The sequence below is a fragment of the Desmonostoc vinosum genome, from assembly GCF_059505385.1.
Genome location: NZ_JCACKM010000027.1, coordinates 1 through 13,505, shown reverse-complemented (window position 1 = coordinate 13,505; position 13,505 = coordinate 1). Strand labels below are relative to the sequence as shown.

Genomic DNA, 13,505 nt, shown 5'->3' with positions numbered 1-13,505 from the left:
TGTCGTTGTTTATTCTCCGCGTCACCGCGTCTCCCTCATCTCCCCAGCCTCCACTCCCTCAAGTAATCACAGTTGGTTTGTCCATGCCTGTAAGTGTGCGTACTTGCGCTACTTCGTCGGCGATCGCAATTAATTCTGCTAAGCTTTGCTGTGGATCTAAATCGTGTTTACTGCTATCAGGTTCATAGCTTTCTAGATAAATTCGTAAGGTTGCACCTTGGGTTCCTGTGCCGGAGAGGCGGTAAACTATGCGAGAACCATCGGTAAAACCAATGCGGATACCTTGATTTTGGCTGACACTACCATCTACTGGGTCGGTGTAGCTAAAATCGTCGCTATACTCTACTTCATAATTGCCAAATTTCTTACCTTGAAGATCAGGAATTTGAGCGCGTAGTTTGCTAATTAATTCGTTGGCGCGATCGCTATCTACGGCTTCATAATCGTGACGGGAGTAATAATTACGTCCGTATTTTTGCCAATGTTCACGCATGAGTTGTTCGACGGGTTGCTGCTTGACTGCTAAGATGTTGAGCCAAAATAACACCGCCCATAAACCGTCTTTCTCACGGATATGATTAGAACCAGTGCCAAAGCTTTCTTCGCCGCACAGAGTCGCTTTGTCTGCGTCTAGCAAGTTACCAAAGAATTTCCATCCCGTGGGCGTTTCATAGCAATCTATACCCAATTCCGCAGCAACTCGGTCAGGTGCTTGACTAGTAGGCATAGAACGTGCTATGCCTGTCAACCCATCTCTGTAACCAGGAACTAGGGTGGCATTAGCTGCTAAGACTGCCAAACTATCGCTGGGTGTGACAAAAAATCTGCGTCCTAAAATCATATTGCGATCGCCATCGCCATCGGAAGCTGCACCAAAGTCGGGCGCATCTTCACCAAAAAGCACTTCTACTAAGTCGTGAGCATACACTAAATTTGGGTCAGGATGTCCGCCGCCAAAATCTTCTAGGGGAGTACCATTTAATACTGTTCCTGAAGGTGCGCCTAGTCTTTCCTCAAATAAAGCATGAGCATAGGGCCCTGTTACCGCGTGCATCGAGTCTATACACATGCGAAACTTGCCATCAGTCAACAGTTCACGGATGCGGTAAAAATCGAAGAGTGACTCCATCAGTTCTTTGTAGTCTGCTACAGAATCGATGACTTCTACCGCCATATCCCCCAATTTAGTTTCACCCAATGTATCCAAATCTACATCAGATGCTGCCAAAATTTTGTATTGATCTATGACTTTGGTGCATTCATATATTGCTGTTGTCACCTTCTCCGGTGCTGGGCCGCCATTAGCAATGTTATATTTAACACCAAAATCGCCATCAGGGCCGCCAGGATTATGACTAGCAGATAAAACTATACCTCCAAAAGCATCGTACTTACGTATAACACAAGAGGTTGCTGGTGTAGACAAGATGCCACTACGACCGACTTTTACCCTACCAACCCCATTGGCAGCAGCCATTTTCAGAATTATTTGAATAGCTTGCCGATTGTAATAGCGACCATCACCACCCAAGATCATAGTTTGACCTTGGTAGTTTTCGATACTGTTAAAAATTGATTGAATGAAATTCTCAAGATAGTGGGGTTTCTGAAACACGGAAACTAATTTCCGTAAACCAGAAGTGCCTGGTTTTTGGTCTAAAAAAGGCGTAGTAGCAACTGTTTTAATGTCCATCATGTAAATTCCGAACTAGGGAAGTACAAGCAAAATGCTTTCAGCCACAAGCTATCCTGATTTTGGCAGAGAACGTATCCTTTAAGAGCAGTAATATCATGTTCGTCTGAAGACTTATCGTTAGGGCTGACGCGAGGACGCGGGGACACAGAGAAATTTTAATAATAAGTAATTACCCGAACTTGATGTAAGATTTTTTGTCTTGGCAATGGGGAGTTGGGAGTGGGGAATTGCAAATGTGTTTATCTCACAAAAGTTTTAGTGAGATAAGTTAAGTTCAGATTAAGAAAATTTTAGGTAAAACAATCTGGGTGATTTTGCTAATTTGAGAACTTACGCACTGTACTTAATTTTTCGTTAGTCCGCGCAGGCGGACTTTGCCGGTATAGCCGCGAACTCTATTTGTCAAGACTTAAGTTGCCTACTCAACTTTTAACTCCCAAATTCCCAAACCTCCATCCCCTTGTGGATGGAGTTTTTAGGGGTAGCGATAAAATGATAGGCTAATGCGATCGCTCGCCTCTTGGGAGAATTTAAACCACTTCCTAAGTTTTGAATTGTTTCATATTGCCAACCGTTAGCCGCGCTATCCCCTTGTGTCACTAGAGCTACATAAAAGCCCACACCGTATTTGGAGTACCGAATACAGTCTGGGTAGTTTACATTAGAAGATTTGGTGAGATATTTACAGAATTTAGCTGACAGTTTTCTAACTCCGACTACGACTTTGGAACCCACACAGAAACGGAACCAGCACTGCATCGAAAATCAGCCCAACCCTCATCATTCGTTGTGATGGGTTCGCTGATATGTTCAGTGATATCAATATAAGTGCTGTTGGGTTGTCCAACTTCCATCCACTTAGTCCCCTCTCCTCCATTACTCAGAACAACCGCCATACCGCCAGGATGTTCTTCATCTCCTAAGCGCGTCCAGCCGATAGTATTGGCGTGATCGAAATAATCGTATTGGTCGCCATAAGCATAGGTTTGACGAGCATACAAAAATTTATCAATTAGCCATTGATGACTATCAAGCCAAATCTCATACTCATTGCCATCTGGGCCCTTATCCTTGTAATGAGCGCCATAGTAATCTGCATAGAAGATGCAGGGATAACCCTCACTTCGCAGTAGGATCAACGCATAAGCTAACGGTTTAAACCAGCTTTCAACTACAGACTCCAACGACTGCAAGGGTTGAGAATCATGATTGTCAACTAAGGTAACGGCTAAAGCAGGTTGCTGTTGGACTAAGGTGTTATCAAAGATCTGCCGCATGTCGTAGTCATTGCCCTGTTTGCTGGCAGCGCTAAAATTATAGTGTAGTGGCGCATCAAACAACAGCACATCGCCACCGGTCAAGCCAATGAAATGGTGCAGCGCTTCAACTTCATAAGACCAGTACTCACCGACAGCAAAGAGATTGCGACCTGCCTTTTGGCGACAGTGAACCAGCCATTCTGGGAAAAAGTTAGCTCTAACGTGTTTAACAGCATCAAAACGAAAGCCATCTATATCTGTGGTTTCTACAAACCACTCACCCCAGCGATTCAACTCTTCGCGCACTTCTGGACTCTGCATATCCAGATCGCATCCCATGAGATAGTCGAAAGCGCCTTTTTCTAGGTCTACATTGTCATCAAAATGTTTATCTTTGAACAGATAAACTGCGTTCTCACCTTCGTTGTAAACGTTGTAATCAACTGCATCGAAGTGCCACCAGTGCCATTCCATATCGGAGTATTTGCCCTGACGACCTGGAAAGGTAAAGTGAGTCCACACTTTAATCTTTTGCATCTCACCAATCGGCTGGCGGCGATCGTCTGGATTGTAGGGAGTTGCTTCCACCTCTTCGGGTTCGTCTGCACCTAACTTGTGGTTGAGGACAACATCAGCATAGACTCGAATGCCAGCAGCTTTTGCCGCTTTGATAGCAGCGATATACTCGTCTTTTGTACCGTACTTTGTCCGAACCGAGCCTTTCTGGTCAAACTCGCCTAGATCGTACATATCGTAGACCCCGTAGCCGACATCATACCCACCCCCTGTTCCTTTGTAAGCTGGGGGCAACCAAACAGATGTAACACCTGCATCGGCTAAGTCTTTAACTTTATCTTTAAACTCATTCCAAAGGTTTCCATCTGGAGGGATATACCAATGAAAGAACTGCATCATCACACCATTTAGCTGAGACATGTGTATCCCTTTGGGAAGATATATTGTTAAGTTTAATTGTTATCATCAAGACTAAAATTGAATTTATATTTTGCGCTTCCCCCTCAAGAGATAAAAAAAAGTCTCTCAAGAACTGCGCTCAACTTACATTGTCTCCTTCTGTAGATGAGAGTTCTTCTGCTAAGTTTTTCTGGAGTGCTTCCAAGACTGCGATTGGGTCAGGGGGTGATTGCATCAATTGGGCTTCCGAATCATGCCGATTGCTCACATTAGGCAAATCGTTACGCAGTTCTTCCAATAGAGCAATAATCTTGGCAATTTTTTGCTCGGAGAGCAGGTTAAGCTGTAGCATCAATTGCGCCCGCTGTTCGGCAAAGTTTTCTTGGCGAGTTTGTCTCACTAGCACTCCAGTTGAAATCACCAATGCAGCTGCGTCTAAGCCTTGACCTGACCAGCTAAATGAGGGCAGGTTGAATGGCAAAAGGTGATCAAAAAAACTGCCAAAAATCCATAAAGCCAGTATGAATAGCAAACTATACAAAAATGTCGATCGCCCAAAGAATGTAGCGATCGCTTCCAGTATCCGCTGGTGGCGGGGAATATCTCGAACTTCCTGCGTATGAAGTAAACTAATCGCTTCAATATTTTTTGTAATCGGGTCTGGTAATGGAGCTGTGAGAACTTGATTGCGAGCGGCTTTCTCTTGGAGTTTGTTCGCACCTATGAAGTATCTGTTGTCTGCGTTGTCCGTCATGCGGCAACTCCTGAATCTGGATGTACTAGATTATTGCTTATCTTGTGGTGCGATCGGCGAATAAGCTTTCAACACGAAAATATATGCAAACTAAATGTCCAACAGCTTATCTGTATTTTTCTAACAACTGCGGAATATAGTCATACCCATCTACACCGATAACTGAAACAATTTTAGGGCGGTGTTGTTTTAATAAACTCTGGAAAGCTTCTACCCCTATTTGTCCCTGAATAATTGTTAGTAACCCCGCTACTTGACGCCATTCGCGAGAGGCAATTTGCTCTAAAAGATACATTCCTAAACTACCAGTATAAATAGCTTTCTCAGCATTTTGCAATTGATAGTAAGCTTCGGCTAAAGAAGCTAAATTTCGTCCTTGGAGATATAAATCACCAGAAATTTGCGCTGTTTTAAAGCCATTTTCCAGATATTGAATTGCAGTTTGGGGTTGTTCAATTACTAAATAGGCAATGCCTAAACTGCTAAAACACAAGGCTTTACTTTGAATATCACCTAATTTATCTGATAATTTTAAACCTTGTTCTAAATAATTAATTGCTGCTTCATAAGTTTCGGGTTCAATTTGTTCTAGTTCTTGGGCTTGCATGACTTCGCTGTAACCCAAGTTTACTAGTGCATTGGCTTCTCCTGTCCGAGCCTGCTCCGCAGGAGCTGCGCTAACGCCTGCTTGCCGACTTAGTATTAATGCTCGCTGGCTGTAGTTAATTGCCTCAGCATAATTTTTCTCTTGGACATAGGTGCGGCTGAGGTGATTGAGATTGGCGATTTCACATGGGCGATCGCCTGCACTCCTAGCGATTTCTAGCGCTTGCAGGTGAAAATCAATAGAGCGTTGATATTGTCCCAAAGCGCGTTGAGAATAGCCTAAAAGTGTCAAAATCCGCGCTTTTTCTTGTGTTCCTTCGACTTTACGCAGAGGTTCATCCAAGTAATCTAGAGCATCTCGCAGATAAGTACCAGAAAAAGAGGCAAAAATTCCGCCATAAAAGGGAAAATAGGGACGCTGGGCAAAGGTTCGCAGAATCTGAAGCATAATTTGAGAGCAAGCATTACTAAACTCTGCCCCAATACTCCCAAAACCGCTAGCTAACTGACTCCAAATCACTGCAAAAGTCAAGAAAGTAGAAATAGATAATTTTGGCCCTGCTTGAATATCGTAGGCTTGTTGGTCAAACCAGTTAACTAAACCTCTCTGCAAGTACTGCAAAATCAATGCCATTTCTACCCAATCGCTGAAAGTGACACTACGCTGCTGTGCTGCAAATTCAATTGCAGATTCCTCCATCGCTAAAGCGCGAAACAATCCTTGGGACAACTCACCATTGACTTGCTTCGCCCAACTCGCCCAGGGGCCGCGTTCTCCAGGTACGCCGCCAAAACCTAGTGATGCTTGATTTTGCTCATACATCCAGCTGAGTAAATTGTCTTGCAAGCGTTGCCAAGCAGCTAAACCACGAGTCATCCCTGCGGAAAATTGCTGTAAATCAGCATCGAGTTGGGCAAATTGCTGCAATGCTTTCGCCAACTGCTGTAATTGTTGCAAATTTAACGGATGCTTTTGATTAGGATCAGTAACACGTACAAATGCAGCCAAGCGATCGCCCACAGATGCTGTGGTAATTTCCGTTACCGCAAAAGTAATCGCTTCTGTCGCTTTATTTTGCTCTTGCCACCGCTGCCATTGACCTTGAATCGTTTTGATTGCTCTTAAACTCCGTGTTGCCTTCGCTTTTTTGAGTTCATCTTTTTCCTCATCTACCTGTTTTTGGATAGCATGAGTGCGATCGCTCAAAGCCAATTCAAACACTTCCCCCGTTCCAGAAGTGATTTCCCTAAACAGCATTTGATACACTTGCTCCACAGAGCTAATCTTGCCCTGAAGAGTAGTGGCGACAATTTCATCAATTAAAGCAAGGTAGCGATCGCGCAACGGTAAAGAGTCTGACACTTTAGCTACTGGAGTGAAGTTTCATTTTAATTGTAGTGGGGATTGGGGATTGGCGATTGGGGATTGGCGATTGGCGATTGGCGATTGTTATTGATTATTCTCCGCGTCCCCGCGTCCCCGCGTCCCCGCGTCTCCCTCATCTCCCCCTACTCCCTACTCCCTACTCCCTAGTAAAGCAATCGCCTGTGGTAAAATCCGATGCTCCTGAATTTGAATGCGGGCGTGGAGTGTTTCGGGTGTATCGTCTGGTAGTATCGGTACTGCTGCTTGCATGATAATTGGGCCGCTGTCCATTTCTAAACAGGCTATGTGAACTGTGCAACCAGTAATTTTTACTCCCGCCGCTAAGGCTTGTTCGACTGCACGGGTTCCTTTAAAACTGGGTAGCAAGCTGGGATGGATATTGATAATTTTGTCAGGAAAGGCGTCAATCAAAACTGATGTCACTAGTCTCATCCAGCCTGCCATAATCACCAATTCCACATTGTATTGCTGTAATGTTTGTACAATTTGTGTGTCAAACTCTTCGCGGCTTTTGTAATCACGGTGATTCAATAGCACAGCCTCAATACCTCTATTCGCCGCCCTTGCTGCTGCTTTAGCTGAGGGATTATTGTAAATTAAAACTTGGATTTGAGCGTTTAGTAGTCCATCTGCGATCGCTTGAGCTACTACTTCAAAATTGCTACCATTTCCAGAAGCCATAATTCCCAGTTTCACGGGACTACCTCCAGAAAATGAACCATTGCTAATACTAGGAGAAACCAAGCTGGAGGTAGAATCAGGGCGAAAGGACATAACAGCACGTAGGGAAAATGTTAGATGCCAAAAATATATAGTAAGTCGTGGTTGGATAATGATACAGTTGCTGCTTGGATTTTTCTCACACCAGCGTTAATTTTATTAAGCTTATTTGTTATCTGGCCGATCGCCTACTTGTTTTACCTGAGTTTCACTGCTGGCAGTTTCACTTCCCAAGGTATTTATTGGATAGGTCTAAAAAATTACTGGCGCTTGCTACTCAACTCTGATTTTTGGCAAGTGATTGGCAACACCGTTTATTTTACCCTTGCAACCGTTATTCCGAGTTTAGTCATTCCTTTAGGGCTGGCAGTTTTATTAGACCGTTCTTTAGCCTTGCGGGGCATCTTGCGGAGTGCTTATTTTTTACCTTCAATCATCTCTCTGGTAGCAGCTGGTTTGGGATTTCGCTGGCTGTTTCAAACTGAGGGGCCAGTGAACGAATTTTTAAAATTAATTAACATTGCGCCAATACCTTGGCTAGGGGATATATTTTGGGCAATGCCAGTACTCATCATATTGAGTATTTGGAAACAACTCGGTTTTAATATGGTAGTGTTTCTAGCAGGGTTGCAAGCAATTCCTCCCAGTCGTTATGAAGCTGCGGAACTAGACGGGGCAAATGCTTGGCAACAATTTTGGCATGTCACCCTACCTGGGTTGCAACCAACTATCATATTTGTAATTGTCACCACCACAATTTTTACACTACGGAGTTTTGAGCAAGTTTATGTAATTACTGGTGGCGGCCCATTGAATTCGACTAATTTACTGGTTTACTACATTTATCAAGAAGCTTTTGGTCAATTTGATTTTGGTTATGCCGCAGCAGGTGCAACAGTACTGTTAGCAGTGACGCTGGTACTAGTGTATTTACAGTTACGAACTTGGAAACAAGAGTAGGATTGAAGTACGCCAAAAATGCACGAATATATCAATTGCTTTCGGCCTTTTTTCTTCATTGAAGTTCTTGATCTGGGTCAAACGATCGCTCCCCTACAATCAAGTCTATTAAGCCATTGATAAAGCGATCGCGCTCCAGGGGTACAATATCTCGACCGTGCAGAATCTCTTGAAGAATAATGTAATGCACAATGCTACCGTGAAAACATCTTGCCAACACCTCTGGATCGCCTGCTTTGAGATCGGGGTGATTGGCAAATAAATAACTCAGTTCTTCCAGCATCGGTTTTTCACCATTTCGCACAAAAGTCTGCGCCAGGGCCGGAAACCGACCAGATTCCCCAATAATTAAGCGAATTAGCGTAAACAGAGGTTGTTTACCTGACATTTTTTCCAGTGAGGCTGTTGCTATTTGCTTGAGGACGTCGCGCAATGGTAGCTGGAGTAGTTGTTCGTTTTCAAATAATCTACTGTTATGACTACCTAAAGTCATCTTCTGAATCAGGGCAGCAAACAAACCTGCTTTATCTCGAAAATAGCTGTAGAGGGTGGGCTTAGAGACTCCAGCCGCAACGGCAATCCGATCCATGCTGGCAGCCGTATAGCCGCTTTTGATAAACTCTTGCATCGCTCCCGCTAAGATTGTTCCACTCTTATCAACCTCTTTGTGTTGCGGTGACTTTTGGGGTTGATCGCTTCCATCTGTGAAATCACTCATCGAAAAATACATCCCACAACAGTTTAGTTGTCAGGTATTGACACTTTTTGTTTATTTTACTACACTGCTCAATATGCTTTACTACACGGTTTAGTAAAATACTAAATAAAGATTTTTGGCAGTTTATAGAATTCGTCGTTGATGAACCCAGTGGTAAAAATCAACACAGGAGATTTACACATGAACATGATTCACACCAGAATGTGGATGCGGCTGCTACTAACAGGTATTTTTGTGAGTCTAACTAGCCCGTCATTATCAGCACAGCCATCCTCCGTCACAGTCACTCTCAGCGGATTGCGTTCTCAAAAGGGCAACGTCATGGTTTGCCTTTGGAAACAACAAGACAAAGATTTTCCGATATGTTCCGACCGAGCATCTTTTCAGCACGTCACAGTGAATCCAACGGCAAAGGTTGTCACAGTGAAATTTGAAAATGTTCCATCTGGAGATTATGCAATTTCGGCATTTCATGATGAGAACAAAAACGGCAAGATTGATAGGGGTTTTATGGGAATGCCCAAGGAAGGAATTGGATTTTCTAACATGACTCAGGAACAAGGACGGCCGTCCTTTGAGCGAGCGAAATTTACCTTGGACGGCGAAAAGACAATTTCCCTCTCATTTATGTACTTGTGAAGATGAGTCCCTGGAATGTGTTCGTTAAGTCTTCACGACAAAAAATAGCATTGGCGAAGCCTATCCTATATACGATCGCAGGCATTGGGCTTTTGAGCTTGAGTTTGGCCGCTTACTGGTGGATGTGTTCGTCTACAGCTGAGACTAATTCTCCGGTCACAAAGACAACACCTGCGATCAAAACAGTGACGGCACTAGGAAGGTTAGAACCAGACGGGGACGTGATTCATCTCAAAGCACCCACCTCCACCCAAGAGAACCGTATTGAGCAATTGTTGGTAAAGGTAGGAGATCGCATCAAAGCTGGGCAAGTGATTGCAATTTTGAATAGCCGCGATCGCTTGCAAGCCAGTTTTCGCCAAGCACAAAAGGATGTGCAAGTAGCACAGGCGAAATTGCTGCAAGTCAAAGCAGGCGCAAAGCAAGGAGAAATTGCAACTCAAAAAGCTGAGATTGTGCGTTTGCAAGCCGATCGCCATGCCAGCATTGCCGCACAACAAGCAACGATAGAACGATTTCAGGCAGAAACGGTCAACGCAGAGGTGGAATATCAACGCTATGAAATGCTGTATCAACAAGGGGCAATTTCTGCCTCGGAACGCGACAGCAAACAATTGAAACTGCAAACAGGGCGACGAAACCTCCAGCAAGCACAGGCCGAACTCGCACGGCTTTGGTCTACGAGTTCTCCAGAACTCGATAAGGCACGAGCCACTTTAGAGCAAATCCGGGAAGTGCGTGGGGTTGATGTTGCCGTCTTGCAAGCACAATTAGAACAGGCGATCGCAGCGGCAGCACTAGCCAAAGCCTCTTTAGAGCAAGCATATATCCGTTCGCCACAAGCTGGAGTGGTGATGGATATTCATACTCGCGCTGGAGAAGTGATTTCTACGGATGGCATTGTTGAGATTGGTCAAACAACTCAAATGATGGCGATCGCTCAGGTGTACGAAAGTGACATTCGCAACATCCATCCTGGGCAATCCGCACGTATTAGCAGTAACGCCTTACCGAATCAACTACGAGGAACCGTCGCTTGGATCGATTTGAAAGTGCGTCAACAGACTGTGATTAATACCGATCCCAGTCAAAACATCGATGCCAAAGTCATCGAAGTGCATATCCGTTTAGATTCAGCCTCCAGCCAGAAAGCAGCAAAATTGACTAATTTGCAAGTAGAGGTACAGATTGAACGATGAAAAATTGGCTTTATCTGTTAGGTCGCCGAACTCCCCTGGGTTGGTTACAGTTAAGCCGCCACAAAGGACGCTTAGTGGTGGCTTTAGCAGGCACTGCCTTTGCCGATGTACTGATGTTCATGCAGCTTGGCTTTCAAGAATCGCTCTACGAAAGCAATACCAAAATTCGCGGCACACTCGATGCCGATATTGTTTTAGTTAGCCCCAAAGCCAAGAATACGCAGAATTTATCAACATTTTCACGGCGGCGACTCTACCAGGCAAGAGATATTCCGGGTGTTGCGGCGGCGCGGGCGCTCTATTCTGGTAACATAACCTGGAAAAATCCCGTAACTCGACAGGATGCAACCTTGCAAATTATGGGATTTGCTCCTGATTATCCGGCGTTTAAGGTTCCAGAAATGAACCAACAATTGGACAAGATTAAACTGCCGGATGTGGTGTTATTTGATCGCACTGCCAGAGGCAAGTACCAAAACACGATCGCCCAAATTAACCAAGGACAGCCAGTTACCACCGAAGCAGAAGGACGCACGATTACAGTGCGAGGATTGTTTTCATTAGGAGCTTCGTTTGGCACAGATGGCTTAGTGGTGACAAGCGATCAAAATTTTTTGATGCTGTTTCCCCGACGAGATGCAGGCAGTGTCAGCTTGGGATTGATCGATCTACAAGCAGATGCCGATCCACAACAGGTGGTGCAGCAATTGAGACAGCATCTTCCCAATGATGTCAAAGCAATAACAATCGCCGAATTTATCGACGATGAACAAAAATTCTGGCGTACTGAAAGTCCAATCGGCTTTATTTTTACGATTGGTGCGTCGATGGCGTTTGTGATTGGCGCTGTGATTGTCTATCAAGTCCTGTCAACTGATGTGAATGCTCATCTCAAGGAATACGCCACATTTAAAGCAATGGGATATCACCACAGCTACTTGTTAGGTGTGGTGCTTGAAGAAAGCATCATTTTGGCATTTCTGGGATTTGTTCCAGGGTTGATTGTGCCAATAGGAGTGTACTATCTGTCCGCCAAAGCGACTGCACTCCCCATTCACATGACGGTTTCGCGTGCAGTTACTGTTTTGATTCTGACCATCATCATGTGTCTTATTTCTGGTGCGATCGCCACCCGCAAGCTGCAATCCGCAGACCCTGCCGATATGTTTTAGGGTTCCTGAAAATATTCATCAGTTTGTTGAAATCTTATGTTTCATTTTTCAGATCGATTGTTTCTGATACTTTTAGGCATAGCTTTGATGCTGACATTGGGCGATCGCGCCGTTCAAGCTCAATCTTTGCAGCAAATCGAGACTCCTAATCAACCCTTGCCGTCAAAACCAGGTAATGAAACACCTGCTAAACCAACCAAATCTCGCCAATTAAAACGCTTTATTGGCATTGGGGGCAATATTGGAGTCAGCGGCGATCGCACAGGGTTAAGCGAAGGTGGAGTTGCAATGATCACCAGAAACGATCTGAATGATTTGTTATCGATTCGAGGTACTACAGTATTTGGCAATACTCGCAGTGATAATGCGATCGCCCTAACCGTCAATTTTCCAATTCGATCTGGTTCTGGAAAAGTGCAGCTGATGCCCTTTGTGGGTGGAGGTGCATTGATTTCGTCAAAGTCTTTCTTGAATGATGTGGTTGTGCGCGGATTGGTGACTGGAGGCATTGATGTGCCTCTATCACGCCAATTTAGCGCGACTACTTCAGTCAATGTTGGGTTTACTGAGACAACTAGTATTGGTGTGCAACTCGGAATTATGTATGGATTTTGAGAAACGATGCAACCATTAATTCCAGTGCTTTCCATTCAAAATCTCAATCATTACTTTGGTCAGAGCGAACAACGAAAGCAAGTTCTAGATCAAATCAATTTAGATATTTACAAAAGTGAAATTGTGATTATGACTGGCCCCTCTGGTTCGGGTAAGACCACGCTGCTCACGCTGATTGGGGGGTTACGAGCGGTGCAGTTTGGCAGTTTGCGATTTCTCAATCAAGAACTTTGCGGTGCAACCCCAAAACAGTTGGTACAAGCTCGGCGGCAAGTAGGCTATATTTTCCAGGCGCATAACTTGCACGAGAGCCTCACTGCTCACCAAAATGTGCGTATGAGTTTAGAAGTTCATCCTCAATTCTCGCCTGCACAAATGAATGCAATGGCGGCACAGATGTTACAAGAGGTTGGCTTAGGCGATCGCCTCCATTGCTATCCAGAAAATCTTTCTGGTGGTCAAAAACAACGAGTGGCGATCGCACGGGCGCTTGTGGGTCGCCCCAAACTGCTACTCGCAGACGAACCCACCGCTGCCCTTGATAGTAAAACTGGACGAGATGTGGTGAATTTGATGCAACACTTGGCACAAGAACAAGGCTGCACCATTCTTTTAGTTACCCATGACAATCGGATTTTAGATATTGCCGATCGCATCGTCCATATGGAAGATGGAGTACTAATCATGGCTCAAAGGGGCTGATTACCGTGATTCACTTAACAACAAATCGCACTGCAATTCGCAATTAAAAAACTTAGATGCAGCAAAGCTTTCAGGGTTTGCATCTGTATCATATTTTTCGTGAAATGGTATAATTCGCTATTACACAAGCGAAGTCCACCTCCTTTGGAAAACACGGAAAATC

The 13,505-nt window shown here is 44.5% G+C and carries 13 protein-coding genes; 6 read left to right on the top strand and 7 right to left on the bottom strand.

What is annotated here, in order from left to right; translation table 11 throughout:
• Positions 1-58 precede the first annotated feature (58 nt).
• From AC5JMF_RS03580 to purN, 6 genes are all read right to left on the bottom strand, one after another.
• The gene (locus tag AC5JMF_RS03580) at positions 59-1,693 is read right to left on the bottom strand and encodes an alpha-D-glucose phosphate-specific phosphoglucomutase (protein WP_495794377.1); all 1,635 of its coding nucleotides are present in this window, start codon (positions 1,691-1,693) and stop codon (positions 59-61) included.
• Between the two features lie 432 nt (positions 1,694-2,125).
• On the bottom strand, positions 2,126-2,296 hold the full coding sequence (locus AC5JMF_RS03575) for a hypothetical protein (protein ID WP_495794348.1): 171 nt from the start codon (positions 2,294-2,296) through the stop codon (positions 2,126-2,128).
• Positions 2,297-2,412: 116 nt separating this feature from the next.
• Positions 2,413-3,891, bottom strand: a complete 1,479-nt coding sequence (locus tag AC5JMF_RS03570) for an alpha-amylase (protein WP_495794347.1) — start codon at positions 3,889-3,891, stop codon at positions 2,413-2,415.
• A 118-nt stretch (positions 3,892-4,009) separates the two neighbouring features.
• Positions 4,010-4,624, bottom strand: a complete 615-nt coding sequence (locus AC5JMF_RS03565) for a DUF1003 domain-containing protein (protein ID WP_495794346.1) — start codon at positions 4,622-4,624, stop codon at positions 4,010-4,012.
• A 106-nt stretch (positions 4,625-4,730) separates the two neighbouring features.
• On the bottom strand, positions 4,731-6,593 hold the full coding sequence (locus AC5JMF_RS03560) for a tetratricopeptide repeat protein (RefSeq protein WP_495794345.1): 1,863 nt from the start codon (positions 6,591-6,593) through the stop codon (positions 4,731-4,733).
• A 153-nt stretch (positions 6,594-6,746) separates the two neighbouring features.
• A complete protein-coding gene (purN, locus tag AC5JMF_RS03555) occupies positions 6,747-7,391 on the bottom strand; it encodes a phosphoribosylglycinamide formyltransferase (RefSeq protein ID WP_495794344.1) in 645 nt (214 codons plus the stop codon).
• A 24-nt stretch (positions 7,392-7,415) separates the two neighbouring features.
• Here purN and AC5JMF_RS03550 point away from each other — a divergent pair, with 24 nt between their 5' ends.
• Positions 7,416-8,297 (top strand): carbohydrate ABC transporter permease, encoded by an 882-nt coding sequence (locus AC5JMF_RS03550; RefSeq protein WP_495794343.1) that lies wholly within the window; start codon positions 7,416-7,418, stop codon positions 8,295-8,297.
• 55 nt (positions 8,298-8,352) lie between these two features.
• On the opposite strand, the gene AC5JMF_RS03545 is transcribed toward AC5JMF_RS03550, so the two are convergent.
• Entirely contained in the window at positions 8,353-9,015 is a 663-nt protein-coding gene (locus tag AC5JMF_RS03545) for a TetR/AcrR family transcriptional regulator (RefSeq protein ID WP_495794342.1), read from the bottom strand.
• A 180-nt stretch (positions 9,016-9,195) separates the two neighbouring features.
• On the opposite strand from AC5JMF_RS03545, the gene AC5JMF_RS03540 reads away from it, so the two are divergent.
• From AC5JMF_RS03540 to AC5JMF_RS03520, 5 genes are read left to right on the top strand one after another with little or no spacing between them, the layout of a single operon-like run.
• On the top strand, positions 9,196-9,654 hold the full coding sequence (locus AC5JMF_RS03540; RefSeq protein WP_495794341.1) for a DUF2141 domain-containing protein: 459 nt from the start codon (positions 9,196-9,198) through the stop codon (positions 9,652-9,654).
• 50 nt (positions 9,655-9,704) lie between these two features.
• On the top strand, positions 9,705-10,853 hold the full coding sequence (locus AC5JMF_RS03535) for an ABC exporter membrane fusion protein (protein WP_495794340.1): 1,149 nt from the start codon (positions 9,705-9,707) through the stop codon (positions 10,851-10,853).
• Complete coding sequence (devC, locus tag AC5JMF_RS03530) at positions 10,850-12,025, top strand: ABC transporter permease DevC (RefSeq protein ID WP_495794339.1); 1,176 nt, start codon at positions 10,850-10,852, stop codon at positions 12,023-12,025. Before AC5JMF_RS03535 ends, devC begins: the two co-directional genes overlap by 4 nt.
• A gap of 36 nt (positions 12,026-12,061) precedes the next feature.
• The gene (locus tag AC5JMF_RS03525; protein ID WP_495794338.1) at positions 12,062-12,640 is read left to right on the top strand and encodes a hypothetical protein; all 579 of its coding nucleotides are present in this window, start codon (positions 12,062-12,064) and stop codon (positions 12,638-12,640) included.
• A 6-nt stretch (positions 12,641-12,646) separates the two neighbouring features.
• Positions 12,647-13,342, top strand: a complete 696-nt coding sequence (locus AC5JMF_RS03520; protein WP_495794337.1) for a DevA family ABC transporter ATP-binding protein — start codon at positions 12,647-12,649, stop codon at positions 13,340-13,342.
• Positions 13,343-13,505 lie beyond the last annotated feature (163 nt).